Origin of the sequence: Phascolarctobacterium sp. Marseille-Q4147 (genome assembly GCF_017968825.1) — a bacterium.
Classification (GTDB): domain Bacteria; phylum Bacillota; class Negativicutes; order Acidaminococcales; family Acidaminococcaceae; genus Phascolarctobacterium_A.
The window spans coordinates 1,155,440-1,179,050 of sequence record NZ_CP072874.1 but is presented as its reverse complement, the minus strand read 5'-3'; the positions used below and the strand labels follow the sequence as shown (position 1 = coordinate 1,179,050).

Sequence of the window (23,611 nt, the reverse complement as noted above, 5' to 3'; positions counted from 1 at the left end):
CACAAGGAGAAAAGGAAAATGCAACGAATCGCAATTATCGACATCGGCTCCAACTCGGCCCGGCTTGTTATCAGCCATATTTATAAGAATGGTGCTTATAATATGGTCTATAACCAAAAAGAAGCCTTGCGCCTCAGTCAGAAGGTCGACGAAAAAAACATGCTTACAGAAGTAGCCTTCAGCAGCACCATAGAAACCATGAAAAGCTTTGCCTATATGTGCAAAATTTATCAGGCTGACAAGACCATTGCCGTTGCTACCGCAGCCATCCGTAACGCTGCCAACGGTGCCGAGCTTGTCGCACGCGTTGCCGAGGAAACAGGCATCCAGCTGCACATCATCTCCGGCAATACCGAAGCCTACATCAGCTACCTTGGCGTTATCAACACCCTCAACGTCAAGGACGGCATCATCTTCGACTTGGGTGGTGGCAGTACCGAGCTGATTCTGTTCAAGAACCGTAAAATTTTAGATAGCGTGTCCCTGCCCATCGGTGCAGTCAATACCACCTCCATGTTCAATACCCGTAACGTCATGCCCGCCAATGTCTTCAGCGATGTCAGCTTTTTTATCATGAGCCGTCTGGAAAAGTACCCCTGGCTCAAACAGAACGGCCTGCCTCTCATCGGTGTCGGCGGTACTGCGCGTACGGTAGCTAAAATCATCCAACGTGAAAAGAAATATCCGGCAACCAAAATCCACAATTACTCCTATACCACGCAAACATATTGCAGCTTCTTCAACAGACTGCGCAATACAAATCTGGAGCAGCGCAAAAAGATTTCCGGCCTCAGCAGCGAGCGCAGTGATATCATTTTGGCCGGCAGCAGCATTATCAGATGCCTTTTGGAGGCAACAGGTGCCAAAAAGCTCATCACCTCCGGCTGCGGCCTGCGCGAAGGCCTGTTCTTCGATTATTATTCTAAGGAAAACCACGTGCCCATTATAGCGAAGGATATCCTGAGAATGAGCAGGGAAAATGTGTTAAACTTATATGAACCCGATCAGCAGCATTCCAGACACATCACCCATTTGGTGTTATCAATGTTTGACGGCTGGAGCGAGTTGCACGGCTTACGCAAAAATTACCGCCGCCTGCTGGAAACCGCTGCACTTTTGCATGACATCGGCATCACCATCAATTTCTACAGTCACGCACGTCACAGTGCCTATATGATTTTAAATGCCAAGCTCTTCGGACTGACGCACAAAGAGCAGGTTATCACGGCAGCCATCGCCGGCTGGCATAACGGCGTTTCCAAAAACTATTTCAAGGACCGTTTCTACAAGGAACTGCTTAGCGACGCCAACTGGAAAACAATCAACAAGCTGGCACTGCTGCTGGCCTTGGCAGAAAGCCTCGATTATACGGAAACATCCCAGATTCACGTTATTGAACCCGGTATCAACAAAAAGAATGCTACCTTAAAGCTCTATGCTCAAGGTATTCCCAGTATTGAAATGCATCAGATTCAGGAGCATCTTTCATGGTTCAAAAAGACCTTCGGCGTAGAGCTGAAGGTGCAGCTGGCGACAGCAGCAGAAGAATAAAGCAAAGCAGCCTCAGTATACGCATGCGTATGCCAAGGCTGCTGTTTTTATTTTGCTCCATATTTTTCTGTTTCTTCCTGAATGTAATGTGTCGTAAAAACAGGCATAAATCCGCCGCCTTCTTTTTTGATATACTCGCGCAAAATATTTTGCCAAGCACGCTTAGCATACAGAAAACGAATGACATAAACAGCACTTTCATCTTCGCGCACGACATAAAACAGCAGATAATTTTTCACGGGCACGAAGCGGATTCCCCACGCACGCAAAAATGCGTCGTTACATAAGGGATAACGAGTCGGAAAAGCAGCAAGGCTATCTCCTTCGCCGAAAAAATTCTCTACTATACGATCTGACGCAGAGATATTACACAACTTGAGCTTTATATAACTAGCGACAGCATCTAAATCCGCCAATGCTTTTTGCGTATAAATTATCTTGTACGTCATCATATATTTGCTCCAGGATATTTCTTTCTGAACATCTCTTTAGCATCTTCTGCGGAAACTACTCTCCCCGCCTCAATATCATCTAAACCTTGCTTCAACGCACCATACAACTCAAACCTTGCTGTAAGCTCCTCGTAGGCTTCAATGCTCATGACAGCCAAATCGCCCTTGCCGTTTTTGGTAATAAAAACCGGCTCCTTATACTTATGGCAGAAATTAGAAATCTCGTTATAGTTGTTGCGCAAATCTGCGCTGGAAGTAATTTTCGGCATAATCGCACCTCCTTTTTTATATATAAATTATACCTTAATTCGGCTATGTGGTCAAATTTCATAATTAAAGGCCTGCATGCGTTTTGCACATGCAGGCCTTTAATTATATATACCTTTTTATTTTACCGCAGCCTTCAAAATACCGTGTACCATCAGCGCAGTATTATACAAATCCTCTTCCTTGATGTATTCGTCTACAGTATGCACATGAGCCATACCGGTACCCAAAATTACGCTGGGCAGTCCGTAAGCATTCAGGAAGTTGGCATCACTGCCGCCGCCGGTAACCGTAATATCCGGAGTAAAGCCGTGCATTGCGCAGGCAGCCTTCGCCAGTGCTACAACATCGCTGTCCTCGGCAACAGCAAAGGAATCATACTTGTTATCCACAAAAACCTCTGCCTTAGCGCCGTATTTTTCAGCACTGGTTGCAATAGTTTCTACGATTTCCTTGCAGATAGCCTCCAGCTTTTCCTTGTTACGGCTGCGCGCATCACCCTCAATGGTTACCAGATCAGGCACAATATTGGTTGCCTTGCCGCCGCCGATAATGCCGATATTGCAGGTAGTTTCCTCATCAATACGGCCATAGCGCTTAACATCGGCAAGAGCCTTGGCAGCAATCATAATGGAGTTGATGCCCTTTTCCGGCTCCAGTCCGCCATGCGCGGTTCTGCCGATAATGTCGATTTTATATTTCTTCTGGCCGGGAGCACCGACAACAATCTCGCCCGGAGCACCTTCACCGTCCAGTGCATAGCCAACATCCGCACGCAGCTTAGAGCGGTCGAGGCAACGGGAGCCGTTCACGCCGCCCTCCTCGCAAACTGTAAAGAGTATCTGGATATCACCATGCGGAGCGTCTTCCTCCAACAGCAGACGAATACCCTCTAAAATACCCTCAACGCCGGATTTATCGTCACCGCCGAGAATAGTGGTGCCGTCGCTGTATAAAACGCCGTCCTTTTGGATAACGGTAGTGCCGCCGCAGGGCTCAACACCATCCATATGTGCAGAAAGCAGTACGCGTACCGCACCTTCAACTCCTGCGCTGGCAGGCAAAAATGCCCACAGATTACCACAATTGCCGCCCAGCTTTTCACCGGCGTCATCCTCTTCCACCGTAAAGCCGAGAGCCTCTAATTTGCCTTTGAGCAGTTCGAATACCGGACGCTCCTGCAGGCTGTGACAAGGCAGAGCAACAATTTCCTTAAATTCTGCGAGCATACGCTCCTTATTTACTTGCGTCATGTATATCTTCCTTTCTATGATATAAATTAAGCTCAGCGTGCCTAAAGGGGTAGCAAATCCGCTAAACTTTTATTCCTTAAATTATTCCTGTATGTTCCAGCAAAATTTTGACACCGATAAAAATCAGCACCAAGCCGCCGGCCACATCAGCTCGCTTGCCGGCCATAGCACCCAGCTTAAAGCCTGCCAGACCGCCAAAGGCTGCGATAGCAAAGGTCACCACGCCAATCAGTATGGAAGCGGACCAGATATCTGTATTCAAAAAAGCCAGACTGATACCTACCGCCAGAGCATCAATACTGGTGGCAATCGCCAGCACCGCCATCTCCTTCACGCTATAATCTTTTTTGACATGGCAGGCCTCGTTTGCTTCACGAATCATGTTGATTCCCAGATAAAGCAATAAGAAAAAGGCAAGCCAATGGTCATATTCCGTAATATAATCACGGAAAGACACAGCGCCGAAATAGCCTATCACCGGCATCAAAAACTGAAACGCTCCGAACCAGCTGCCGAAGCGTAATGCTCCGCGCAACCTGTTATCCGGTGTCAGCACCATACTGCCGCAAACGGAAACGGCAAAGGCATCCATCGCCAGGCCAACCGCCAACAGCAACAGCTCTGCTAAACCCATATTTTCATTCCCTCACTCACTGTAAATAACCTTATTCTTTTTCTTCCTTATGCAACAGCTGCAGCAAGCGTTTATGATCCTTGCTTATCTTAATTACACGGAATACGCTTGTCATAAGCATCATCCCCAAGGCAATAGCACTGGCATCCATGCCGGTGGTTATAAGGATGTTCATCCCCGTGTCGTAATCATTTTCTATAATCGCTGCCATACCGCGATACATGCCAAGTCCCGGCACAATCGGGATAATACCGGGAATAACAAAAATTGTTACCGGCTGCTTAAACATGCGCGCCGCCAGCTCGCTCAAAAGCGAAAGCGCAACCGTGGCAAAAAACATGGCATAAAAAGAATCATACGCCAAATCCTTACGGATATAGCAATAAACTACCCAGCCTACAGCACCGATAAAGCCGCTGATAGGCAGGCTTTTACGCGGTGCCTGAAACAGAATACCGAAGGCAGCAGTAGCAATAAATGCAAAGCCAAAGGCTGTAAAATAATTTATGCCCACAGCTTCCACCCCCAGTGATACCATACAAGCAGGCTAAATGCCAAGCCAATCGCAATGGATGTAGCGAAAAGCATTGCCTCGGCGATACGCGAATTACCGGAAATCAAATCACCGGCCATATAATCGCGCAGACCGTTGGTAAAGGCTACGCCCGGCAGGAACGGCATCAGCGCACCTACGATGATGTTGGTACGTGTGCATTCTCCGTCCATCTCACAGCAAAAAATAGCCAAAGCGCCGATTGCCGCACCGGAAAGGGCATTTTCCCAAAAGGCACTGGGGCGATAACCGCCCATCTGCTTTAACAGCACCATTGAAAGACCGCCGGTAATAAAGGCCGCGATAAAATCATGGCCGTTGCCGCCCAGCATCGCCGAAAAGGCTGCCGAGCTGATTGCCGAAGCCATGCAGACACGCCATTTGCCATAGGGCGGAGCCTTATGACGCAGCTCATCCAGATACGCCAGCGTTTCTTTGTAATTCAGCGGCCAGCGTTTCAGGTTATAGGAAAAATCATTCACAGCGCTGATAACGCTCAAATTAGTGCTGCGATAACGAATACGGCTGATAATCGTCGCACCCTCGCTTTCCTCATCGCCTAAAATAATAACCGTCGGCGTAACAAAAACATGAATATCATGATAGCCGTGCGTATGACAGAAGCGGGAAATTGTGTCCTCTACTCTGGAGGTTTCCGCACCGTTTTTCAAAAGCGCCTTGCCCATGCCAAGAGCAATATGCAGTGTCTGCTCACGGCTTAAAGGAACAGCTTCCAAATCCATTACATCTCACCGCCTAACAGCTGCGCTACTGCCGCACGGAAGCGGTTGGCACCGCCCATAGACGGATGCGGCACAGCCATACATTCAACGCCGTAACGTGACAGCGTTGTCGCCGCCTTCTGACCTATAGCGACAATCTTCATCCCCGGACGCAACTCCAGCAGCATCCGCGCGTACTCAATGCCTACATCAAGCTCGCTCGGTGAGGGCGTACGGTTAGTCAGCAGATTGCCTGCTTTATACGGATGAAACGGAAAAATATTCCAAAGAATAACATCAAAGGACGCAAGGCCATGACTGTTCAGCGCGTTCCAGACAACAGTATCCGTGGGCTCGTTAAAGCCCTTCAGGCGCTGCGTATTATTCAGCATTGCGCTGCTTTCATCACTCGTGCGACGGTAATCCCATTCACCCAGCACGCTTTTCGGCTCTACATCAGGATGATGGCCCAGCAGAATACGCTCCGAAGTAATTGCAATACCGCTGAAATGACCGCCCTGATAGCCCAAGGCCTCGGCAATAAACAAATAATGTGCGTCAGGACGCAGCTCCAGATAACGGCGCAGATTGGCACTGCGAATAACGGGAGCCTGCGGACCTATATCACAGCTTGTATCAAAATCACGCCAGGGGTTAAAAACCTGCTCGCTGTGATAGCTCTGTAATTTATCAAGAAAAGTATTAATCTCCATAATTCCCTCCATGCATTATTATACCGCATAGAGGCAAGTCGTCGCAATAAAAATGGATGCGAAGCAATAGTTCCGCATCCATTTTATACTTTAAAAATATCTGATTTTAGAACAGCAGCAGTATCATGCCTACAACCAACGCCAGGGTAATACCCAGAGCATTACGCTTGCAAACATCCATCGGGTCTACACCGGCAATGCCTGCGCAGATAATAGTAGCACCTGCAATTGGGGAAATAGTACGGCCGAGAGTACCGCCCAAAGCTGCAATGGAGCCCATGTTCATGGTTTCCAGACCAAACTGTGCCGCATGCGGAGTAACTGCTTCGTTAAACGCAACGGTTGCAGCGTCACCGGAACCGGAAATAAGTGCCAGCACAAACGGACCGAATGTAGCAGCAATTTTAACAATACCGGTAGAATTCAGCATCCAGTTAATCAGCGCCTTAATCAGTCCCAAAGCATTCAGGCCTGCTACGAAAACTCCTACGGAAATAATAATACCGATGATATTAGCATAAGCATCGCCCATGCCGTCAAAGAAGCTCTTAGTCAGCTCAACAGGATTTTTACGGGTTACTGCCAAAGACAGGATTGCACCGATAACCATAGCGTGGGGTACGCCCATTTTCAGTGCAGGAACCAGCTTGGTGCTGCCAAGCAGCAAGATGATAACCGGAACCAGCGGCATAATAGCGAAAAGCGGATTGATACCGAAGTTTTCGTCAACACCGGCTTCGCCTTCCGGTACAAAGCCTCTGTTTTCCTTCAAAACAACTGCGAGAACAGTCAGTACAGCTGCAGCAATGATTACGCCGACTACGGTTGCCAGCATATGGTTGGCAATTACATCAGTAACTTGCACGCCTGCCAGCTTAGCGATAACGGCGTTGTGTACCAGGCCGGGGTTCAGCATACTGCCATAAGTACCGGATTTAACGGCAGCAGCAGCCATTGCCGGATGAATGCCCGCAGACATCATAATCGGAATAAAAATTACGCCTACCGCAGCACTGCAGCCTGCAGCACTGGGGATAGCAATATTAACAACAAAGGTTGCCAGCGTAGCGCCGGGAATGAGCAAAAAGCCCATTTTTTTCAAAACCTTACCGATAGCGACAACCAAATGCTTGTCGCAGCCCGTATACTTCATGCACCAGGCAAAGCCCATGCAAGAACAAACAGAAGTAATCAGACCGGCATTAGTCATACTCTTGGCAAAAGCATCAAGAGAAGCCATCGGCTTGCCGGCAATGCAGCACATCAGAATACCAGCGGCAATCAATACCATTCTGGATTCATGTCGTTTCAACAAAAGATAAATTACACCGATAACAACGAGTGCACCTATTATCAGAAACATCTTCATTCCCTCCATAAAATTATTTTTTTGCATTAATATTATATGTGATAGAACTGCTTTTGAAAAGTGTATTATCAATTGTATACATAATACTTGCTTTCTTCAGCTAAGTTTATATAGCAAAAGTACAAATACCGTCCCACATTTCTGCGGAACGGTATTTTTTAATAACTTTATTGATGCCACAAACCATAATAATGAATAATATAGTTTGTTAAAGCATCCTCATATTCTGTGTCCGGTACAGGCTTATCCATCTGGTCGACAAAATGACGCTCATCCGACCAGTAGAACGCCTTACCGCCAAAGTAGCCTAAGGCATAGGGAATATCCGTAGGCTGCAGAAGATTGCGGCCCATAAATTTTTCCGGCACATCAATGCCCAAGAGATACAAAAGCGTCGGTGCCAGATCAATCTGCGAAGCGTATTCATTGGTGCGCAGATTATTGAGCGGTGCGAGATTCTTCGACACAAAAATCAGCGGAATCGGTGCAATGCTCTGCTTATCATCAGCCTTGGTAACGAGCTTGGTGTACTCGCCGCCGCTGTGCGGATTATGGTCACTTGTAATGATGAACAGCGTTCTGTCATCCATCAGGCCACGCTTCTGTGCTTCCTTAAAGAAATGCTCCAACGTTTTATCAACCCAATAAACGCCGCGCACTGTAATAAACTGGTTGCTGCGTACATTGTCCGGCATTTCGTTCCAGCTGAAGCCCGTATAAGGATAAGGCTGATGCATATCCAGCGTTTTGGTAACCATCACCAGACGGTCATTCTTCGCTTTGGCTTTTTCCAACAGCTTCAGTGTTTCCTCATACATTACGTCATTATGGAAGCCCCAGCCGCTGGCGCCTGTATAACCTTGCTTTTCCAGATATTCCTTGGCATAATATTCGTTCATACCGAACTGCGTAGGATATTCGCGCAGCTCGTTAGCATAATACTGGCTGGAGGCATTCATGAAAATGCCGCGCATCCCCGCTGCCTGCACGCTGCGGAACAGTGAAGGCGTATTTTTACCGGGAAGATCCTTGTCCATAATCAGATGCGAACGGAAGGTAGCATTCAGGCCCTGCGTTGTCGGCACGGCAGAGGAATAATACCTGTTCATATGCGGATAACGGATAACAAGACTATTCAAAAACGGAGTAGCTTCTTCGGGAATATCATGGTTATAGTAGTTGATGTAATCACGGTGCATGGATTCCAGAATCAGCAGAACAACTCTGTCATACTGCGGTTTGATTTTGGCAATCTTTGCTTTAGGCTCATCAATGCCCATTTCCGTCAGACGTGTTTTATCCTTGGCAGTCAGCTCGCGCTGCTCCACATGCTTGCCGCCGGCAATTTTATCCGTATCAAAAATTGCCTTGCTGACGAAGTTCACATTAACAGGAACGGAAAGCATATTGCGGTAGTTCATGCGCGTCTTTTCGTTCTCAACTTCAGCGTACATACCGATAACATTTTCCACGCCGTACATGCCGGCATAGCCAAGCAATCTGTCGGTAAGGTTCAAGCCCAAGGTGAACATGGCCACGCACAGCAGCGACCAGGCAAAGTTAGGCTTACGCTTTTGCGGCTTCGGTACATAAAACAGCAGTAAAATCACCACAATGCTGATAACGATACCGGCAATCATCGTGTTGCTCATCGTCGCAAAAATACCTTTAACAGCATAAATATTCAGGTTTTGGAAGAGGACGCTCTCCACGTGCATGGAGGTCTGCCAAAAGTAAAAACCGTCAAAGACCAACGCCAAAGCGGAAAATACATAAACAGCAAAATAGAGTATTTTCATCCCGATATTAGGCCATTTATGGTAGCACATTGCCATCAGCAACACTGCAAAAATGTTATTGTTAATACCGGCAAGCACGGACAGGCTTGTCTGCAGGCCTTTATCCAAGCTAAGCTGGTTAACCATGAAAAAGGCTTCGCACAGATACAGAATGCCGATAACAATAACAGGAAAATAACGCTGCAATCTGTCAGGCACACGCTTGCGCCGATAATACAGCACATACACTACCTCTGCCAAAACACAGTCACGCAGAAGATGATCAAAAATCTGAAAACCAAACTCGTTCAGCGGAAAGGGGTGCGTCCCGCCGAAGCTCTGCCAGGCAAAAAAGCCTTCCACAATACCGGCAACGATTATAAAAATCAGCCAGCCCATTTTTCTACTAATCCTATTCACCTTACACCATTTCCTTGCTTACGCCAAAAACTTAATCGGCTCGGACTCCATCTCAATTAAAAGCGGAGCAGTTGTTACAGCATCTCCGTCAAGCTCTGCTGCAAAATTTTCTTCATTGCAGCGTATTTCCATTTTTTTCGCTGCACGGATAATAATATCATTATCCAGCGTCAGCGCCTCCATAGCAATGCAGGCCGCATAACGGATAAAATCGGCGCGCTTATCCCCGGTAAACAGCGCCGCATGTAAAAGAGGTGACGAAAGCGACGCACCGTTAAAGAGGTTGTAGCGTCCGGCATAATAGCGGCTCTTGCCTACAATAACAGATGTTGCATCATACCACTCGTCTTCATCATCAAAGCGCACCTGAAAGCGGTAACGCCAGTTGTTAAACAGAAATTCCTTACGCATAATCTCTGTTCCCTGCCAAACATAAGCGAGCTTGTTGAGCAGCTTTTTCTCCTTTTCGGTCACCTTGTCTACTACAAGGGAATCGAAGCCTATACCGGCAACCGTCAGAAAAACATTTCCGTTGGCGCGTCCCAGATAAACAGGCACCTCTATACCTTTGGATACACGCTTAAACCATTTATGCGGATCCGCCTTCAGCAGCAGCTCCTTAGCCACCAGATTTACCGTACCGGCAGGAAAAACGCTGATGTAAGGTACATACTTGCGATTAGCCAGCTGTTCAATCATTGCTCTGATTGTGCCGTCACCGCCGGCAATTATCACCCAGTCAACCTTTTCCTCAACTATTTCCGCAGCAATCTGCGGTATCTGGTCAAAGAAGCGGATATCTCGCATTTCTGCATTTTTAGGTCCTACTAATTCCTTCACCAGCTTATAGGTTTCATTCACCTTAGCCATCATACTGGCAAAAAGCTGCTTACCGGAATTACGGTTATACAAAAGCACAACCTTTTTAAATTTTTTTACGTCTACATATTCTCCAGGCATATCTAACTCCTAAAAATCCATTTTTTACGTGAGAGATAGTTCCATACAACAACAATACAGCTTGTCAGCACCTTAGACAGCATCGGCTGCCAGTCAAGCAGGCTGACGAAAATATACATCAGCAGCAGGTTAAACGCCAGGCCTATACAGCTTACCAAAAACACCAGGCTAAGCTCCTTGCCGCGTTTGTAACGGCTGCCGCTGTCAAAAACCAAAACATTGCCCAAGAAATAATGATACAGTGTTGCCAAACAAAAGGATAAGGCTGTTGCCAGCATAGTCAGCAAGGTCAGGCTCAACCCGGTTAAAAGATAGTGGAAGAAAATGTAGAACAAGGCCCACTCCACCAAGGCCGCCGTGCCGCCGACAAACAGATACAGCAAGAGCTTAATCAGCTCACTGTCCGTATAATCAACACCAAATAATATTTTCCTGCGCATAGCGTACTCCAGTCATAGTATAATAGCTTATTATATCATCTTTAAGCGAAGTTTTCAAAGCTTTCCGCTAGGAGATGCTGATGGTGACGGATTTATATATTTAGATAATTGTTGAAAAAAGATACACAGCCCGCTCCTTTTGTATAGCAGCATGACGCAGTAAAGAGCGTAACCATCATCGAATTCAAAGATGGCAAGCAGGCTTACCGCACAACTGTAAAACCCTGATTTCCCTCTCAATATCGGTCTTCCCAACCGATTTGTGGAAAAAAGTGAGGCTATCATATCACTCTAGTGATAGCCTCCACTTTTTATTTCAGATATTTCATATAAAAAGCTTCTATTTTATCAAAGGAACTTACATCAATCTTGCAGTACAAATCCGACGCACAGCACCAGAAATAATTAGCAGCTCCTTATTGTCTCCTTGTAGCTTTTTAACAGCATTTGAATTTAACTCAAAACTAAGAATAAAAATCACAAAAACAGAGCGATGCTTTCGCACCGCTCTAAAAAATTTATAAAAATTTATTCTTAAAGGCTGTATTTCACCTCTTTATCCACCACTACACCAGTTTCCGGATTAATATTCATCTCACCACGCAAACCAGAGGCACTGAATTTCACTTCGTATTCATATAATCCATGTTCTCTGTCCAATTTCAGTGCATAAATCGACACGTCACCAACTTCTTTAGCAACAATTGCTTTTACATCATCTTTGGACAAGATTACATTAGCGCTGCCGCCCAACGCTTTTCTTTCCATATTATATTCTTTGATTTTACCATTTACCTGATATACATCAATTTCATATTTTGTCTGAGTAGCAGTATCAAAAAACTTCACTTCATAATATGGTTGCAGTTTTTGCAATTCTGCTTCAGTATTCAGGTAAGTACTACATGTTGGAACTTGCTTTTGCGCAATTGCCCGAGCTTCGTCCGCACTAATCAGATTAGCAGCAAATGCTGTAGCAGAAATTGTCAAAACAGTCAGTGCGCCAGTAATAATAGCTGTTAATTTTTTCATGAGATAAACCTCCTTCAATGTGAAAAGTTACACTATATTTAAAGTATACTAAATTTCTAGGATTTACATTGTGAAGTTTTTGTGACTTCTTTAGAAGCTCCAACGCACGCCAGCGTTCCAATCCCAATTCTTTGGGTTTCAAGGCAAGAATATATAAAACAACTGCTGCCACGTTTTTGTAGTATGATTGGGAGTTAACATTCACCACTAAACTTCCATTTTCCACTTGACTTAGAGTATACTTCAGGTATTAAAATATAAGTAACTAGATTATAGGAGGTAGATGAAATTGACACAAGAATTTGCACAAGCCCCTGTAGTAGGCTGCAAAAAAGTTTCCGCAAACGATAACGCAGGCTCTCATGCCAAAGTATACTTCACCAAACACATTGATGCAGAGCATCTCATCAAATTATATGATTTAATCAACGAAAGCATTTACGGCAAGGTTGCCATCAAGCTGCACACCGGCGAAAAGCACGGCCCCAACATTCTGCCGCGCGAGCTGGTCAAAGCACTGCAGCAGCAAATCCCTGACAGCACCATCGTAGAAACCAACACCCTGTATCAGGGCGACCGCTATACCACCGAGGAGCATCTTGATACATTGAAGGTTAACGGCTGGACCTTCTGCCCTGTTGATATCATGGACGCAGAAGGCACTGTAAATCTGCCTGTCCGCCACGGCAAGCATTTCAAAGAAGTTTCCATGGGCAAAAACATCGTCAACTACGATTCCATGCTCGTTTTAACACATTTCAAAGGTCACGCTATGGGCGGTTTCGGCGGCTCCATGAAAAACCTTGCTATCGGCTGCGCTGACGGACGCATCGGCAAAGCTCAGGTTCACGGCGTAGATAAGGATAACCTGCCTACGGACTGGAACGTATGGCCCGGCAAGGAGCTGCTCATGGAAAATATGGCTGAATCCGCTAAGGCTACTATCGATTTCTTCGGCAAGCACATCGTTTACATCAACGTTCTGCGCCGCATGTCCGTTGACTGTGACTGCGCCGGCTTAAGCGCAGAAGAGCCGACCATTCCTGATATCGGCATTCTCGCTTCTACCGACATTCTGGCCATCGACCAGGCTTCCGTTGATCTTGTATATGCCACGGAAAGCAACCATGACCTCGTTAAACGCATGGAAAGCCGTCACGGCCTGCACCAGCTCACCGCTATGCGCGAGCTGAAAATGGGCAACGACAAATATGAACTGATTGAGCTGGATTAAGCGCAATTAAAAAGGCTGTCGCATTCACTATTGATGCGGCAGCCTTTTTGCTTATTTAGTTAATTTCACTTCGTCAAACTGCTTGCCATCCGGCAGAAAAGCTTTAAACTCCAAGGTTTTCTCATCGGCTTTCATTGTCATATAGTTGGCAGTTTCCGGCTTCGGCGCTGTTGCCGCATCCCACTCAAAATCTCCCCACAGCTTAGGATAACGCACACTGCCGGCCACACCTGTCAGAATATAGGTAACACCGCTTCCCTGCGGTGCAGGCGCAAAATTCTGCAAGGGCACACGACGGCGATAAGTATGCAGATGCGCCGTCAGCACTGCATCAACCTTGTATTTTTCAAAAATCGGCATCAGCTGATAGCTGAAATCAAGAAAATGCGTCTTGGTCTGCGCTCTGCCCGACTCCGGCCCGAAGCCGTAGAGAAAAATATCGCGGTGCATCAGAACCACCTTCCACTGTGCCTTGCTCGCCGCCAAATCCTTTTCCAACCAAGGCAGCTCGTCTGCCAATAAATCAGGCTGAAAATTTTTCATCTCCGGGAAGTTGGTATCCAGCACTACAAAATGCACAGGACCGTAATCAAAGCTGTAAAACTGATTCGGATACTTTGCCAGACCATTTTGCGGCACATTGAACAGATGCGTATAGCTTGCAGGCAGGCATTCCTTCCACTCCAGACTGTACGCCTCGTGATTGCCGAGTACGGGTGCCAGCGGCACAGCATCACTGAACACGCTCACGCTGTTGAACCAGGCACGCCATTGGCTTGCATCCTGTCCGTTGTCCACCAAATCACCCATATTCACGTAAAACGCACTTTCCGGATGACGCTTATACGCTTCACGCGCCAGTTGCTGCCAGCCGCTGTAATTGGCACTTTGCGAATCCGGGAAAATTAAGGCAGTAAAGCCTGCGCCGTTTTCCGTCTGCAGCTTGTGCCAACGCCCTTTATTCTGCGCTGTGTTGATGCGATATTCATAAGCACTGCCAGGGACCAGCCCGCTAAGACGCGCAGTATATTGAATAACACTGTTCTTATCCGTAAAGCTGCTGTCTGTTGCCTGCACTTGCTTTATATCCTTGTTGCCCTTTAAACGGTACTCCAGCGTATAAGGCTGCTTAACCTTTGCTTCCCACATAATTGTGCGCCCTGTCTTGTTATCCGCAGCCACCAGCTGACGCGGATTGGTAATGGCAACGGCGGTATCACTGCCCTGTACTTCGCTGTCGGCATTTTTAGCACAACCGCTTAACGCTGCCACTGCAAGGCAGAATATAAAAAGTAAAAGCTTAAATTTCTTGCTCATGCTCTGCTTCCTTTCATGTTGCTTTATTTAAGTATAGCATAACACCTGGAGTCCGGTCGAAGTCAAGCGCAAAAGAAAACAGCGGCCCTGACTCACGCCAAGGCAGCTGCTTATTTTTGTCTTACTTTAATATATCACTGTTTCCCCGTCTTCCGGAATCACATAATTATCAACACCACGACGTACAAGCGCACCTCGCATTTGGCTACGTGTAATCGAAGCATGAGCAACATTATCGAAATGTGTCAGATACAGCTTTGCTTCCGGCAATGTCTGATGTACGCAATCCACATCTTCATCATTCATTATCAGCCTGCCATAAGCACGCAGCTCCGCAGCGCAGGCATTAAGCATAATTACTTCCGGCTGATAATTTGCCAAAGTTTTACGAACACCATCAAACCAAATCGTATCTCCGGCAACGTATAAAACTTTTTCCTGCTCTGCTTTAAACACTACACCACAAGCATCAGACGATGGCTTTATCGTGCCATGCATAGCGGACGTTTTATATAAGGTTATATCTGCAAACTTAACCCCATCATTTTTCAGGATACGTACATCCTGAAAACCTGAAGCTTTTAAGACCTGTGCATCATCTTCATTTTGCACAAAAATTGGCTTATCATGCTCCAAAACATCACCAAAAGTGCCCTTCTGCATATTGATATCTATATGATCAGGGTGCAGATGCGTTACAATATAAGCATCTACTCCACTCAAAATGCTTTCTACCGTTTCCGGCAAAGCAAAAAGCGGCATTGGTATTTTCGCCTTTACCTGATCAACAGGCATGTAAGGATTTCCCGGAATACTGTCAAAACAGCCTAAACCATATTGCTCCACAAGCCAAGGATCTAAAAGAAAAGTTTTGCCACCATAAAAAATTTTATTCGTCGCACTGCGAATTTGCTTGATTTTCATTTTGTTCCTCCAATAAGTTTTTATTTCATTATAGACGTAAAGTCACTGCTGCAAAAGAAAAAACTTAGTTCTTTACCGCAACCAATTAGTTGCGGTAAAATAAGATTGAGGTGAAAAAAATGCAGTCAAAGCAATTACAATATTTTATCACAGCCTATGCAACAAAAAATATCCAGCGAGCAGCAGAAAAGCTTTTCGTGTCTCGCCAAGGAATAAGTAAAACAATTCGTGAGCTGGAGCAGGAATTAGGCGCAGACTTATTCTTGCGCTCATCCAAAGGCTTAGAGCCAACGGATTTTGCCGAGGCATTATTTCCCCATGCCAAAAAGTTGCTCGATGAATATAACTACATAACAGGCCTGAACACCTTGGCAAAGCAAAAGGAAAATGTTATCACCATCTACGCGCTTGATAACATCGTAAAATATTTAACAGCAGAATTTTTCTTTGACTTTCGCAAAATATATCCGAATATTATTCTCAGCATTATCGAAAGCACCGATGAGGCCGCTCTCAACGCCTTACTTGCTCGCAATGCAGATTTCGCTATTACTACAGATCCGTTGGACAACACAAATTTTACACTTACACCCATATTTTATACGCATTATTGCATAGCACTTTCTGCTGACCACCCTTTAGCTGCTAAAGAAAGACTCAGCTATCAGGATCTTCATAATCAAAAAATCATCAGTAAAGGCAGATCCTTCCGTTGTTTTCGCGACAATATGGAAAAATATATTCTTGGTAATGGTCTGAATGTAGATATTTTTGCGGAAATCACCGATATTGACGTTGCTCTGGATTTAGTAAAGGAAAGCAACGTAATCTATCTAGGCTATGACTACATTGCTGCAATGCAAAGACATCCTGATATCAGATGGAAGATGCTCGATGCTGAAGTAAGCGGTCAGAACATGTATATTGCAAGTCTAAAAAATACTCTGCCGCGCAAGGTGTGCCGTGATTTGCAAAATTTTTTATTGGCATGGCTGCCAGTACACAACAAAGATAAAATTATTTTGTAACCTCATTGTATAATGAAATTGCACACCTGAAAAATTGAACAAGAAAAAAACAGCAGCTGCAACACTGAAGTGTTTTAGCTGCTGTTTTCGTATATGAGATGGAGTTAAGTATGATGAGCTTAATTAAAATTCAAACTCTGCGGAAAGCATGAAGGAACGCGGCATGTTGAGCATGAATTTATTGTTCTGACCAGCTTGCGCAATCCAATGACTATCATTAGCAACATTGTAGCAAGCTGCAATAAATTTAACAGGTGTACCATTAATTTTAGCTTTATGGCTTGCAAACAGGTCCAGAGTAACATGAGAAGGAATATCCAGCTCTTCTTTATTGCCCTTTACATATTTGCCAACCCCAACATAGCTCAGTCTTCCGGTAAAGCTAGTGTCTTCATCAGGCTTGTATTCCAAGCCCCAAACGCTGCTCCACTCAGCCGAACCCATTACATGACAACCATCATATTTTCCGTTAGCTGTTTTTTCTTGGCGTGCATCAAGCCATTCAAAACCACCAAAAGCATTCCATTTATCAGCAAAAGAGGCATTCAAGCTAAAATCAACGCCCTTATAACGGTTTAAACCATTATTAGTCAGCCACAACTTGCCAGCAGCATCCTTTACATCAATAGTCTGAGGTTGTTTCATGTCAAAATATGCCAATGTCATCATCAGATTATCATTTGCTTTATATTTTACACCAACTTCAGCATTGCTATTACGAACAGACGGTAAGATTTCGCCATCATTCTCATAATTTTTCTTACCAGATGCAACAACTGCTGTACCACGGTTTCTTGAATTTGCTTTAGCTGCATAAATTGATAAATCATCAGTCGGTGCATAGGATAAGCCAAAGGTTGTTGCCCAATTATTATCTTTAACATTATTTTTCTGCTGATTCTTGGTTGTACCACGTACATAATCACCATGACGACGAGAAGCAGAAGCAAGCAATGTCAGTTTGCCAATTTCAACCTTGTCCATAAAGTTCAAACTTACGTCTGTTTCCTCATGTTGAAGGTTTTTCGTTAATGTAGAAGATATATCACCGTTATAAATCCACGGTCTAAAAATCACTCCAGTATAAATATTGCCTTCAAAACTACCATCAGCTTTTCCAGTTGATGGATTTATAGTATCAACGCCTTTTTTATACATTTTACGATGAAAGCGATCTACAGATACGGCAACATTGTGCTTAGCCATGCCTGTCATAAAATCGCCCTTTAAGCCAGTCTGCAAATACTGGTTACGAATATGAATATAGTCAGACCACACCGCAGTTTTAGGATCTATATCGCCATTATCAAAAATGTCGACTTCACCATCGTAAATATAGCGACGCATAACAGATTGGTTAGCACCAGCATTAACAAACCAGTTTAGATGCTCACCCAATTTTTTCTGATGATTGAGTGTCAGCATATAACCATTGGTATCCTGATGCATCAAGCTAGGATCGTCAAAGCTCTTGCTAGCATCCGGAGCATCAGGAATTTTTGTTGGATCTCCCGTCAATAAGAAACGACGTTCTGTACCCATAAGCTTCTGGTCATAATAACCGCCAAAAACGTTGGTTTTAGTCGTCTCGCCTTCATAGCTGATGTTAGCAAATAAATTCTTCTTGCGCTGGCCTGCACCGGAAATAGCCAAACCGCCATCATCATATTGGCCATAAATTCTTAAACCAATATTACGGTCCTTGCCAAAGCGTTGGCTTACATCAAGATATTCGCCGTAATCGCCATAACCACCAAAGGTCTGCGTATATTTGATGAAATCATCCTCACCGGCACGTTTGGTGTTCAAATAAATAGCACCCGGAGTTGCACCAGTTAATGGACCAGCTTGATAAGAGGGAGTGGAACCATTGATAGTAGAAGCAGGACCAATTAAAGCATCAATACTACCTACAGTATGTGTTATAGGACCAGTAGCCATAATAAAGAAACCAGGGATATTATTTACATAATAAGAAGCGGCATTCGTACAAACACCACGGATAGAAAAATCCGTTTTAATCGGAGAAGTACCTGTGCGAATTGCAGGCACATTGGAAAGAACAGTATCTAAATCCTGATTAGGCATGGCCATCTTACTTACAGTATCCTCAGTAATACTTTGGACAGTGAATGGTGCCTTGATAACCTCTGTTTCACCTAAAAGACCTACTCTGGAGGAATCATTGTTAAAGCCACCGGGCAACGGAGTTTTGTGGTTACGAGAGCTTTCAACAACCATCTCATCCAGATTGAACGTTTCAATGGTTTCTGCGCTTACAGGAGCTGCACTTACGCCAAGAATAAGTGAGCACATGATACTGCTTAAAAGCAATTTTTTTCTCTTAGACATTCTGATACACCTCTTAATCATCAACTTTATAAATTTTATATGTGAGAGTGAAATAACAAGCTAGTAGGGAACACAAATAGTTCTTTGCTGCTCCGGCAAATACAGCAGCTTTATTTTCAGCTTATAAATTTCCTCTAACGCCGACTCTGTTAACACATCTCGCACATCGCCAACCTCAAGTCCGTCGGGCTTTAAAATCGCCGTCTTACTGCCCAGATAAAAAGCCTGGTCAGGCATATGCGTTGTTAAAATAACAGCTATCCCTCTTTGTGACAGCTTCTGTACCATTTGCAGTACGCGGAACTGATTACCGTAATCAAGATGATTTGTCGGTTCATCCATAATAACCAGCTGCGGCTGCTGCACAATAGCACGGGCAATAACTGCCTGACGTTGCTGTCCGCCGCTCAAAGTATTGAAGGAACGGTTACGCAAATGATAAATGCCTAAATCATTCAATACCTCATCAGTCAACTCGTAATCCTTTTGTTTAGGCTTAGTAAAGACACCAAGATGCGGCGCTCTTCCCATAACAACATAATCACGCACCAGAAACGAGTAAGCAGTATTTTGTACCTGGGGCACATAACCGATTTGGGCAGTAAACTCTTTCTGATTTTCGTAAGGCGTATATTCATCGCCCTCGTCCGTAATAAGACGTACACTGCCACCGGCTAATGGCTTAAAAAATCCTATTAACGTACGCAACAGTGTTGTTTTACCAATACCGTTACTGCCTAGAATCGTCATAACCTCACCCTTGTTGAGCGTAAAGCTGACGTTCTGCCATAAAGGTGACTGTTCATTATAGGCAAATGCTAAATTATTTACAATTAATTTCATGATAACGCCAACCTTTGTCTTAACAAGAGATAAAAGTAAAACGGAGCACCGATCAGACCGGTAAGAATACTCAAGGGAATCTCCGCACTCATCGACGCACGTGAAATCGTATCAACAGCCAACAGGAAAAATGCTCCCAAAACAATAGCTAACGGCAGCAGGCGTTGGTTGTTAGGGCCGACAAGCATTCTAGAAAAATGCGGAATAACAAGACCAACCCAACCGATAGTACCGCTAATGCAAACAGAGCAGGCTGTAAGAACAGTCGCACACAGGATAATCGCATAGCGCAGCCAGCCGGCATCACGTCCCAGCATATGTACCTCTTCATCGGAAAGCGTCAGGATATTCATACGCCAACGAATGACCAACATAAACACAAGACAAAATACAATAGGTATTCCGCTGGAAAAAATATTAGCCCAGGTTACGCTAACAAGAGAGCCTAGCTGCCAATAGGTGATTTCCGGCAGTTGTGTTTCGCTGTCTGCAAGGTATTTTATAATACCCAGCAAAGCATTCATCAGACCGGAAACGATAAGGCCGGACAAAACAAGCATAACTATCGAATTTTTACCGATAATACGCGGAATAATAACAGCGCAGCCTACGGCAAGCATACCACCGGCGAAGGCTCCCAGCTGGATAAAGGTACTGCCTAAGCCAAACAATATGCAAAGCGAAGCACCAACGCAGGCTCCTGATGATACACCCAGCATATCCGGCGCTACAAGCGGATTTTTAAAAACACTCTGATAAGCAGCGCCGGAAAGCGACAATGCCGCACCAATCAAAATTGCTGCCAGCACACGCGGCAGACGCAGCGTATAAATAACGCTCGCCGCCTGATCACTCCAGCTTTGCTCTACAGGCACAACATAAGAGCACAAGATTTTAAAGACATCCATAGGCGCAATGTAAAGGCGTCCCATTCCTAGGCTCAGTACTACCATCAATAACAGTAACATGCTGAAGATAAGCATGATTACCGCATAATTTGATTTGCTAGCTTCTATCTGCATCAGAATAACGGCTTACTGTTTTTATTAGCTTCATCAGCAAAAATTTGCGCCATATCTGCTTCAGAAATATTGTAATGCATAAAATCCTCATAGAATTTTTTTGCATCTGCACGCACATCCAGATCCTTGAATAATTCAGGCTGCAGCACATGCGCCAGCCATTCCATCATGAGCGGTGTTTCTACGCCCGGAGCATCCCAACGGTAAATGCCCATAGGCACCTTATACACGCGTTTTTCCTTAACTGCTTTCACTGTACTCCAATCCTGACCGGGAATTTTGTTATCATACAAATCATCAGGCACAAATTTATCAAAGTTGCTCAGCAAAATAATATCCGGATTCAGCTTATATACCTCTTCCATAGCGATGGTCTGCTCACTGCCACCACTTAACGCAATCTGTTCATAGGGATTTTCTCCGCCGCCAATACGGATTGCTTCATGGATGAAATTATCATTGCCCTGTAAACGCAGTTTAGCATTACGCAGGAATAAAACAGTCGGCTTATCCGTCTTTTCCCATGCTTTTTTAGCAATAATTTTTTCATTAGTTGCATCGTAATATTGGTTAATCTTTGCAGCACGTTCTTCTTTGCCCAAAAGCTTGCCAATAATTAAAAAGCTTTTCTTCAGATTTTCTACGGTGTCATTGTAAATCAGTAATGTCGGAATCCCAACCTTAGTCAGTTTTTCGGCATCCTTATCCTGATATTGCCACAAAATAGCAGTATCAATTCCGGCCTGAGCTGCACTTTCAATGTTAACAGAAAAGTTCTGCGCAATAATTTTAGTATCTAACTGCGCAAAATGCTTATCCTTTGTTTCCAAAAATTTACCTGTATAAGCTGACATCGCCCCGGCATGAATTGCCGCCAAACGCTCAGAGCTTCCGTCGATGGCATAAATAACACTAGCCCAAGGAATAGGCACAACAGCAATACGCTTCACATTCTGCGGCACGCTTACCTCTCTGCCCTTCAAATCCGTAACTATTTTTGTTGCCTGCTTAGTATCTGCCTTTTTATCGGCATTATTACCGCAACCTGCTAACGCTCCCACCAAAGCTAACGCCGCCAACGCAGTAGCAGTCAATTTTTTCCAGTTTTTCATAGAAAAGCTCCTTTCACTTCACTCAACCTCATACTCAAATTTTATTTTACCAACAGCTTAAGCTGCTCAGCTATATTCTTGCCTAAAGCACCACTGCCGGCAGTGCAAGCACTGCGGCCGGAAATAACACCCCAGGACAACGGTACATGCTTTTTCGTCTCAGCCCCAATAGAACTCATTACATCAGCTAACAACGTATCGGCAAATACGATATCTGCATCCTCCCACAAATCCTGTAACGCTGTTAAGCTGTCTATAATAATCAGCCACTTATCAGCACCTGGAGTATTACGGTATAAATTACGGCTGGCTACACCGGTACACAGCGTGGCCAACTGTATATGATGAAAGCCTTCATGCCAAAGCGCATGTGCCAATCCCATCGTCTGCATGGGATCGCCTATAAATAACAGCTTGCGTTTATCTGTTTCCTGTATGCTGTAGTTATGAATGCATAGCTGGCGTATCTCACTATTTTCAGACTTGCACAGCTCCTGCACATTTTTCCGCCACATCTTCATAGCATGTTCTCCTACCGGACATGACAGCAGCAGCGGTACAGCATATTTTTCGTTCAGCACACGCGCAGCCGGTATACCGGCAGTTGATACTACCCAACATAAAGCAGGTTTGCCGGCAGCTTTTTCGCCAACAAACCGTGGCTCATAGCCTATACTTCTAATATAGGCAAAACATTCCGCATACTGCTCTCTTTCACCACAGAGAAGAGGACTATATCCTAGAATAAGTATCTCACGAGCAGGTTTTACATATAGCTCCTGCTCTTCCTCCACTAAAAGCTCCTGCGCACAGCTTACGCCATATACAGCATCATTAAATCCATCTATATTAAAGCTTCGTGTTTTCAAATTATTTTCCATTGAATTTGCCACCCAATTGCCATCAAAGCCAATAAAAGCTGCTACTGCAGAACTGATAAGATTCAACGATTTATATTTTCCGTCTGACATCAGCTCCCTGCACTGCTTAACACAATTATCTTCTATACCATAAATAAAATCCTGCTTTTTTGTTTCCAGAGTATACACTCCCTGCGTTTGCTCCAGTAAATCACCATCGCGCAGACAAGCCCGGCAACCGCTGGGCGCTACCAATACCTTCGCCTCATTTGCAGGCAATGTGTCTATAACACCGGCAACATCAGTAGCTAAAGGCGGCAGCTGATACAGGTTATGACTTATGCAACCATTTTCCTCTGGCAGTTCAGCCATAAACTCGTAAACAGGCTTAAAATGCCTTATGTCCATCTTTCCCAACGGTCCACGAAAGAAGTAACGTACCATAACACCGGTTGCTTCAGAAAGACTGCTCTCCAGATAATCAAAATCAAGTCTTGTCAATATATCCAGACAGTTCAAATACAATACCACAACCTGTACACCATGCACCGCTGCAGCCCGTTTTATAACGCGCGTAATTTTTTCTTCGGCAGTTCCCATAGTATAATCATCATCTGTTGTATGGCAAAACATAAGCTGCTGCAGCTTTCCCTGCTCTACGGCACGATAATAAAGTTCCCGCAAGCATGGACCGGAACCGGCGGCAACTAACATTATGTCTTTTCTCTGCCACAAAACATCAGAGGGAGGTTTTGGCATATTAAACTCCATAGTC

The 23,611-nt window shown here is 44.8% G+C and carries 22 protein-coding genes; 3 read left to right on the top strand and 19 right to left on the bottom strand.

From position 1 onward, the window contains the following. Positions 1 to 18 precede the first annotated feature (18 nt). Positions 19 to 1,551, top strand: coding sequence for a Ppx/GppA phosphatase family protein (locus tag KAH19_RS05570; protein ID WP_210685446.1), 1,533 nt, complete (start codon positions 19 to 21; stop codon positions 1,549 to 1,551). Between the two features lie 47 nt (positions 1,552 to 1,598). On the opposite strand, the gene KAH19_RS05565 is transcribed toward KAH19_RS05570, so the two are convergent. The 12 genes from KAH19_RS05565 to KAH19_RS05510 form a co-directional block, all read right to left on the bottom strand. Beyond that, on the bottom strand, positions 1,599 to 2,003 hold the full coding sequence (locus KAH19_RS05565) for a type II toxin-antitoxin system RelE/ParE family toxin (protein ID WP_210685445.1): 405 nt from the start codon (positions 2,001 to 2,003) through the stop codon (positions 1,599 to 1,601). Further along, positions 2,000 to 2,272: a type II toxin-antitoxin system Phd/YefM family antitoxin gene (locus KAH19_RS05560; protein WP_210685444.1), complete on the bottom strand. Its 273-nt coding sequence runs from the start codon at positions 2,270 to 2,272 to the stop codon at positions 2,000 to 2,002. The genes KAH19_RS05565 and KAH19_RS05560 overlap by 4 nt, the downstream gene beginning before the upstream one ends. A gap of 117 nt (positions 2,273 to 2,389) precedes the next feature. After that, entirely contained in the window at positions 2,390 to 3,523 is a 1,134-nt protein-coding gene (locus KAH19_RS05555; protein WP_210685443.1) for a M20/M25/M40 family metallo-hydrolase, read from the bottom strand. A gap of 76 nt (positions 3,524 to 3,599) precedes the next feature. Further along, positions 3,600 to 4,157: a manganese efflux pump MntP family protein gene (locus KAH19_RS05550; RefSeq protein ID WP_210685442.1), complete on the bottom strand. Its 558-nt coding sequence runs from the start codon at positions 4,155 to 4,157 to the stop codon at positions 3,600 to 3,602. A 31-nt stretch (positions 4,158 to 4,188) separates the two neighbouring features. Continuing rightward, complete coding sequence (locus KAH19_RS05545) at positions 4,189 to 4,671, bottom strand: threonine/serine exporter family protein (protein ID WP_210685441.1); 483 nt, start codon at positions 4,669 to 4,671, stop codon at positions 4,189 to 4,191. Next, positions 4,662 to 5,453, bottom strand: a complete 792-nt coding sequence (locus KAH19_RS05540; RefSeq protein ID WP_210685440.1) for a threonine/serine exporter family protein — start codon at positions 5,451 to 5,453, stop codon at positions 4,662 to 4,664. The genes KAH19_RS05545 and KAH19_RS05540 overlap by 10 nt, the downstream gene beginning before the upstream one ends. Then, positions 5,453 to 6,145, bottom strand: a complete 693-nt coding sequence (locus tag KAH19_RS05535) for a uracil-DNA glycosylase (protein ID WP_246869440.1) — start codon at positions 6,143 to 6,145, stop codon at positions 5,453 to 5,455. Before KAH19_RS05535 ends, KAH19_RS05540 begins: the two co-directional genes overlap by 1 nt. Positions 6,146 to 6,251: 106 nt before the next feature. Next, on the bottom strand, positions 6,252 to 7,508 hold the full coding sequence (dcuC, locus tag KAH19_RS05530; RefSeq protein WP_246869439.1) for a C4-dicarboxylate transporter DcuC: 1,257 nt from the start codon (positions 7,506 to 7,508) through the stop codon (positions 6,252 to 6,254). Between the two features lie 173 nt (positions 7,509 to 7,681). Then, complete coding sequence (locus tag KAH19_RS05525; RefSeq protein WP_210685437.1) at positions 7,682 to 9,691, bottom strand: LTA synthase family protein; 2,010 nt, start codon at positions 9,689 to 9,691, stop codon at positions 7,682 to 7,684. 39 nt (positions 9,692 to 9,730) lie between these two features. Further along, positions 9,731 to 10,672: a diacylglycerol kinase family protein gene (locus KAH19_RS05520; RefSeq protein ID WP_210685436.1), complete on the bottom strand. Its 942-nt coding sequence runs from the start codon at positions 10,670 to 10,672 to the stop codon at positions 9,731 to 9,733. Positions 10,673 to 10,674: 2 nt separating this feature from the next. Further along, the gene (locus KAH19_RS05515) at positions 10,675 to 11,112 is read right to left on the bottom strand and encodes a GtrA family protein (protein ID WP_009146463.1); all 438 of its coding nucleotides are present in this window, start codon (positions 11,110 to 11,112) and stop codon (positions 10,675 to 10,677) included. Positions 11,113 to 11,646: 534 nt separating this feature from the next. Continuing rightward, entirely contained in the window at positions 11,647 to 12,144 is a 498-nt protein-coding gene (locus tag KAH19_RS05510; protein ID WP_210685435.1) for a PepSY domain-containing protein, read from the bottom strand. A 283-nt stretch (positions 12,145 to 12,427) separates the two neighbouring features. Here KAH19_RS05510 and KAH19_RS05505 point away from each other — a divergent pair, with 283 nt between their 5' ends. After that, a complete protein-coding gene (locus KAH19_RS05505; protein ID WP_210685434.1) occupies positions 12,428 to 13,378 on the top strand; it encodes a DUF362 domain-containing protein in 951 nt (316 codons plus the stop codon). 51 nt (positions 13,379 to 13,429) lie between these two features. Here KAH19_RS05505 and KAH19_RS05500 read toward each other — a convergent pair whose 3' ends face one another. Together KAH19_RS05500 and KAH19_RS05495 are read right to left on the bottom strand one after the other, a co-directional pair. Continuing rightward, positions 13,430 to 14,695, bottom strand: a complete 1,266-nt coding sequence (locus tag KAH19_RS05500) for a metallophosphoesterase family protein (protein ID WP_210685433.1) — start codon at positions 14,693 to 14,695, stop codon at positions 13,430 to 13,432. 126 nt (positions 14,696 to 14,821) lie between these two features. Beyond that, entirely contained in the window at positions 14,822 to 15,619 is a 798-nt protein-coding gene (locus tag KAH19_RS05495) for an MBL fold metallo-hydrolase (RefSeq protein WP_210685432.1), read from the bottom strand. A 119-nt stretch (positions 15,620 to 15,738) separates the two neighbouring features. Between KAH19_RS05495 and KAH19_RS05490 the strand changes: the two genes are divergently transcribed. Next, on the top strand, positions 15,739 to 16,647 hold the full coding sequence (locus KAH19_RS05490) for a LysR family transcriptional regulator (RefSeq protein ID WP_210685431.1): 909 nt from the start codon (positions 15,739 to 15,741) through the stop codon (positions 16,645 to 16,647). 123 nt (positions 16,648 to 16,770) lie between these two features. Here KAH19_RS05490 and KAH19_RS05485 read toward each other — a convergent pair whose 3' ends face one another. From KAH19_RS05485 to KAH19_RS05465, 5 genes are read right to left on the bottom strand one after another with little or no spacing between them, the layout of a single operon-like run. Next, complete coding sequence (locus KAH19_RS05485) at positions 16,771 to 18,999, bottom strand: TonB-dependent siderophore receptor (RefSeq protein WP_210685430.1); 2,229 nt, start codon at positions 18,997 to 18,999, stop codon at positions 16,771 to 16,773. Between the two features lie 60 nt (positions 19,000 to 19,059). Continuing rightward, a complete protein-coding gene (locus KAH19_RS05480; RefSeq protein WP_210685429.1) occupies positions 19,060 to 19,842 on the bottom strand; it encodes an ABC transporter ATP-binding protein in 783 nt (260 codons plus the stop codon). Beyond that, positions 19,839 to 20,864 carry an iron ABC transporter permease gene (locus KAH19_RS05475; RefSeq protein WP_210685428.1) on the bottom strand — a complete coding sequence of 342 codons (1,026 nt, stop codon included), beginning with the start codon at positions 20,862 to 20,864 and terminating at the stop codon, positions 19,839 to 19,841. The genes KAH19_RS05480 and KAH19_RS05475 overlap by 4 nt, the downstream gene beginning before the upstream one ends. After that, positions 20,864 to 21,976: an ABC transporter substrate-binding protein gene (locus tag KAH19_RS05470; RefSeq protein ID WP_210685427.1), complete on the bottom strand. Its 1,113-nt coding sequence runs from the start codon at positions 21,974 to 21,976 to the stop codon at positions 20,864 to 20,866. Before KAH19_RS05470 ends, KAH19_RS05475 begins: the two co-directional genes overlap by 1 nt. Positions 21,977 to 22,017: 41 nt before the next feature. Beyond that, complete coding sequence (locus tag KAH19_RS05465) at positions 22,018 to 23,550, bottom strand: nitrogenase component 1 (RefSeq protein ID WP_210685426.1); 1,533 nt, start codon at positions 23,548 to 23,550, stop codon at positions 22,018 to 22,020. Between the last annotated feature and the right edge of the window lie 61 nt (positions 23,551 to 23,611).

Excerpts from the sequence above, each read along its gene's own strand:
- KAH19_RS05570 (WP_210685446.1), top strand. The coding sequence starts at position 19 with ATGCAACGAATCGCAATTATCGACATCGGCTCCAACTCGGCCCGGCTT.
- KAH19_RS05565 (WP_210685445.1), bottom strand. The coding sequence starts at position 2,003 with ATGATGACGTACAAGATAATTTATACGCAAAAAGCATTGGCGGATTTA.
- KAH19_RS05560 (WP_210685444.1), bottom strand. The coding sequence starts at position 2,272 with ATGCCGAAAATTACTTCCAGCGCAGATTTGCGCAACAACTATAACGAG.
- KAH19_RS05555 (WP_210685443.1), bottom strand. The coding sequence starts at position 3,523 with ATGACGCAAGTAAATAAGGAGCGTATGCTCGCAGAATTTAAGGAAATT.
- KAH19_RS05550 (WP_210685442.1), bottom strand. The coding sequence starts at position 4,157 with ATGGGTTTAGCAGAGCTGTTGCTGTTGGCGGTTGGCCTGGCGATGGAT.
- KAH19_RS05540 (WP_210685440.1), bottom strand. The coding sequence starts at position 5,453 with ATGGATTTGGAAGCTGTTCCTTTAAGCCGTGAGCAGACACTGCATATT.
- KAH19_RS05535 (WP_246869440.1), bottom strand. The coding sequence starts at position 6,145 with ATGGAGATTAATACTTTTCTTGATAAATTACAGAGCTATCACAGCGAG.
- dcuC (WP_246869439.1), bottom strand. The coding sequence starts at position 7,508 with ATGTTTCTGATAATAGGTGCACTCGTTGTTATCGGTGTAATTTATCTT.
- KAH19_RS05525 (WP_210685437.1), bottom strand. The coding sequence starts at position 9,691 with ATGGGCTGGCTGATTTTTATAATCGTTGCCGGTATTGTGGAAGGCTTT.
- KAH19_RS05520 (WP_210685436.1), bottom strand. The coding sequence starts at position 10,672 with ATGCCTGGAGAATATGTAGACGTAAAAAAATTTAAAAAGGTTGTGCTT.
- KAH19_RS05515 (WP_009146463.1), bottom strand. The coding sequence starts at position 11,112 with ATGCGCAGGAAAATATTATTTGGTGTTGATTATACGGACAGTGAGCTG.
- KAH19_RS05510 (WP_210685435.1), bottom strand. The coding sequence starts at position 12,144 with ATGAAAAAATTAACAGCTATTATTACTGGCGCACTGACTGTTTTGACA.
- KAH19_RS05505 (WP_210685434.1), top strand. The coding sequence starts at position 12,428 with ATGAAATTGACACAAGAATTTGCACAAGCCCCTGTAGTAGGCTGCAAA.
- KAH19_RS05500 (WP_210685433.1), bottom strand. The coding sequence starts at position 14,695 with ATGAGCAAGAAATTTAAGCTTTTACTTTTTATATTCTGCCTTGCAGTG.
- KAH19_RS05495 (WP_210685432.1), bottom strand. The coding sequence starts at position 15,619 with ATGAAAATCAAGCAAATTCGCAGTGCGACGAATAAAATTTTTTATGGT.
- KAH19_RS05490 (WP_210685431.1), top strand. The coding sequence starts at position 15,739 with ATGCAGTCAAAGCAATTACAATATTTTATCACAGCCTATGCAACAAAA.
- KAH19_RS05485 (WP_210685430.1), bottom strand. The coding sequence starts at position 18,999 with ATGTCTAAGAGAAAAAAATTGCTTTTAAGCAGTATCATGTGCTCACTT.
- KAH19_RS05480 (WP_210685429.1), bottom strand. The coding sequence starts at position 19,842 with ATGAAATTAATTGTAAATAATTTAGCATTTGCCTATAATGAACAGTCA.
- KAH19_RS05475 (WP_210685428.1), bottom strand. The coding sequence starts at position 20,864 with ATGCAGATAGAAGCTAGCAAATCAAATTATGCGGTAATCATGCTTATC.
- KAH19_RS05470 (WP_210685427.1), bottom strand. The coding sequence starts at position 21,976 with ATGAAAAACTGGAAAAAATTGACTGCTACTGCGTTGGCGGCGTTAGCT.
- KAH19_RS05465 (WP_210685426.1), bottom strand. The coding sequence starts at position 23,550 with ATGTTAGTTGCCGCCGGTTCCGGTCCATGCTTGCGGGAACTTTATTAT.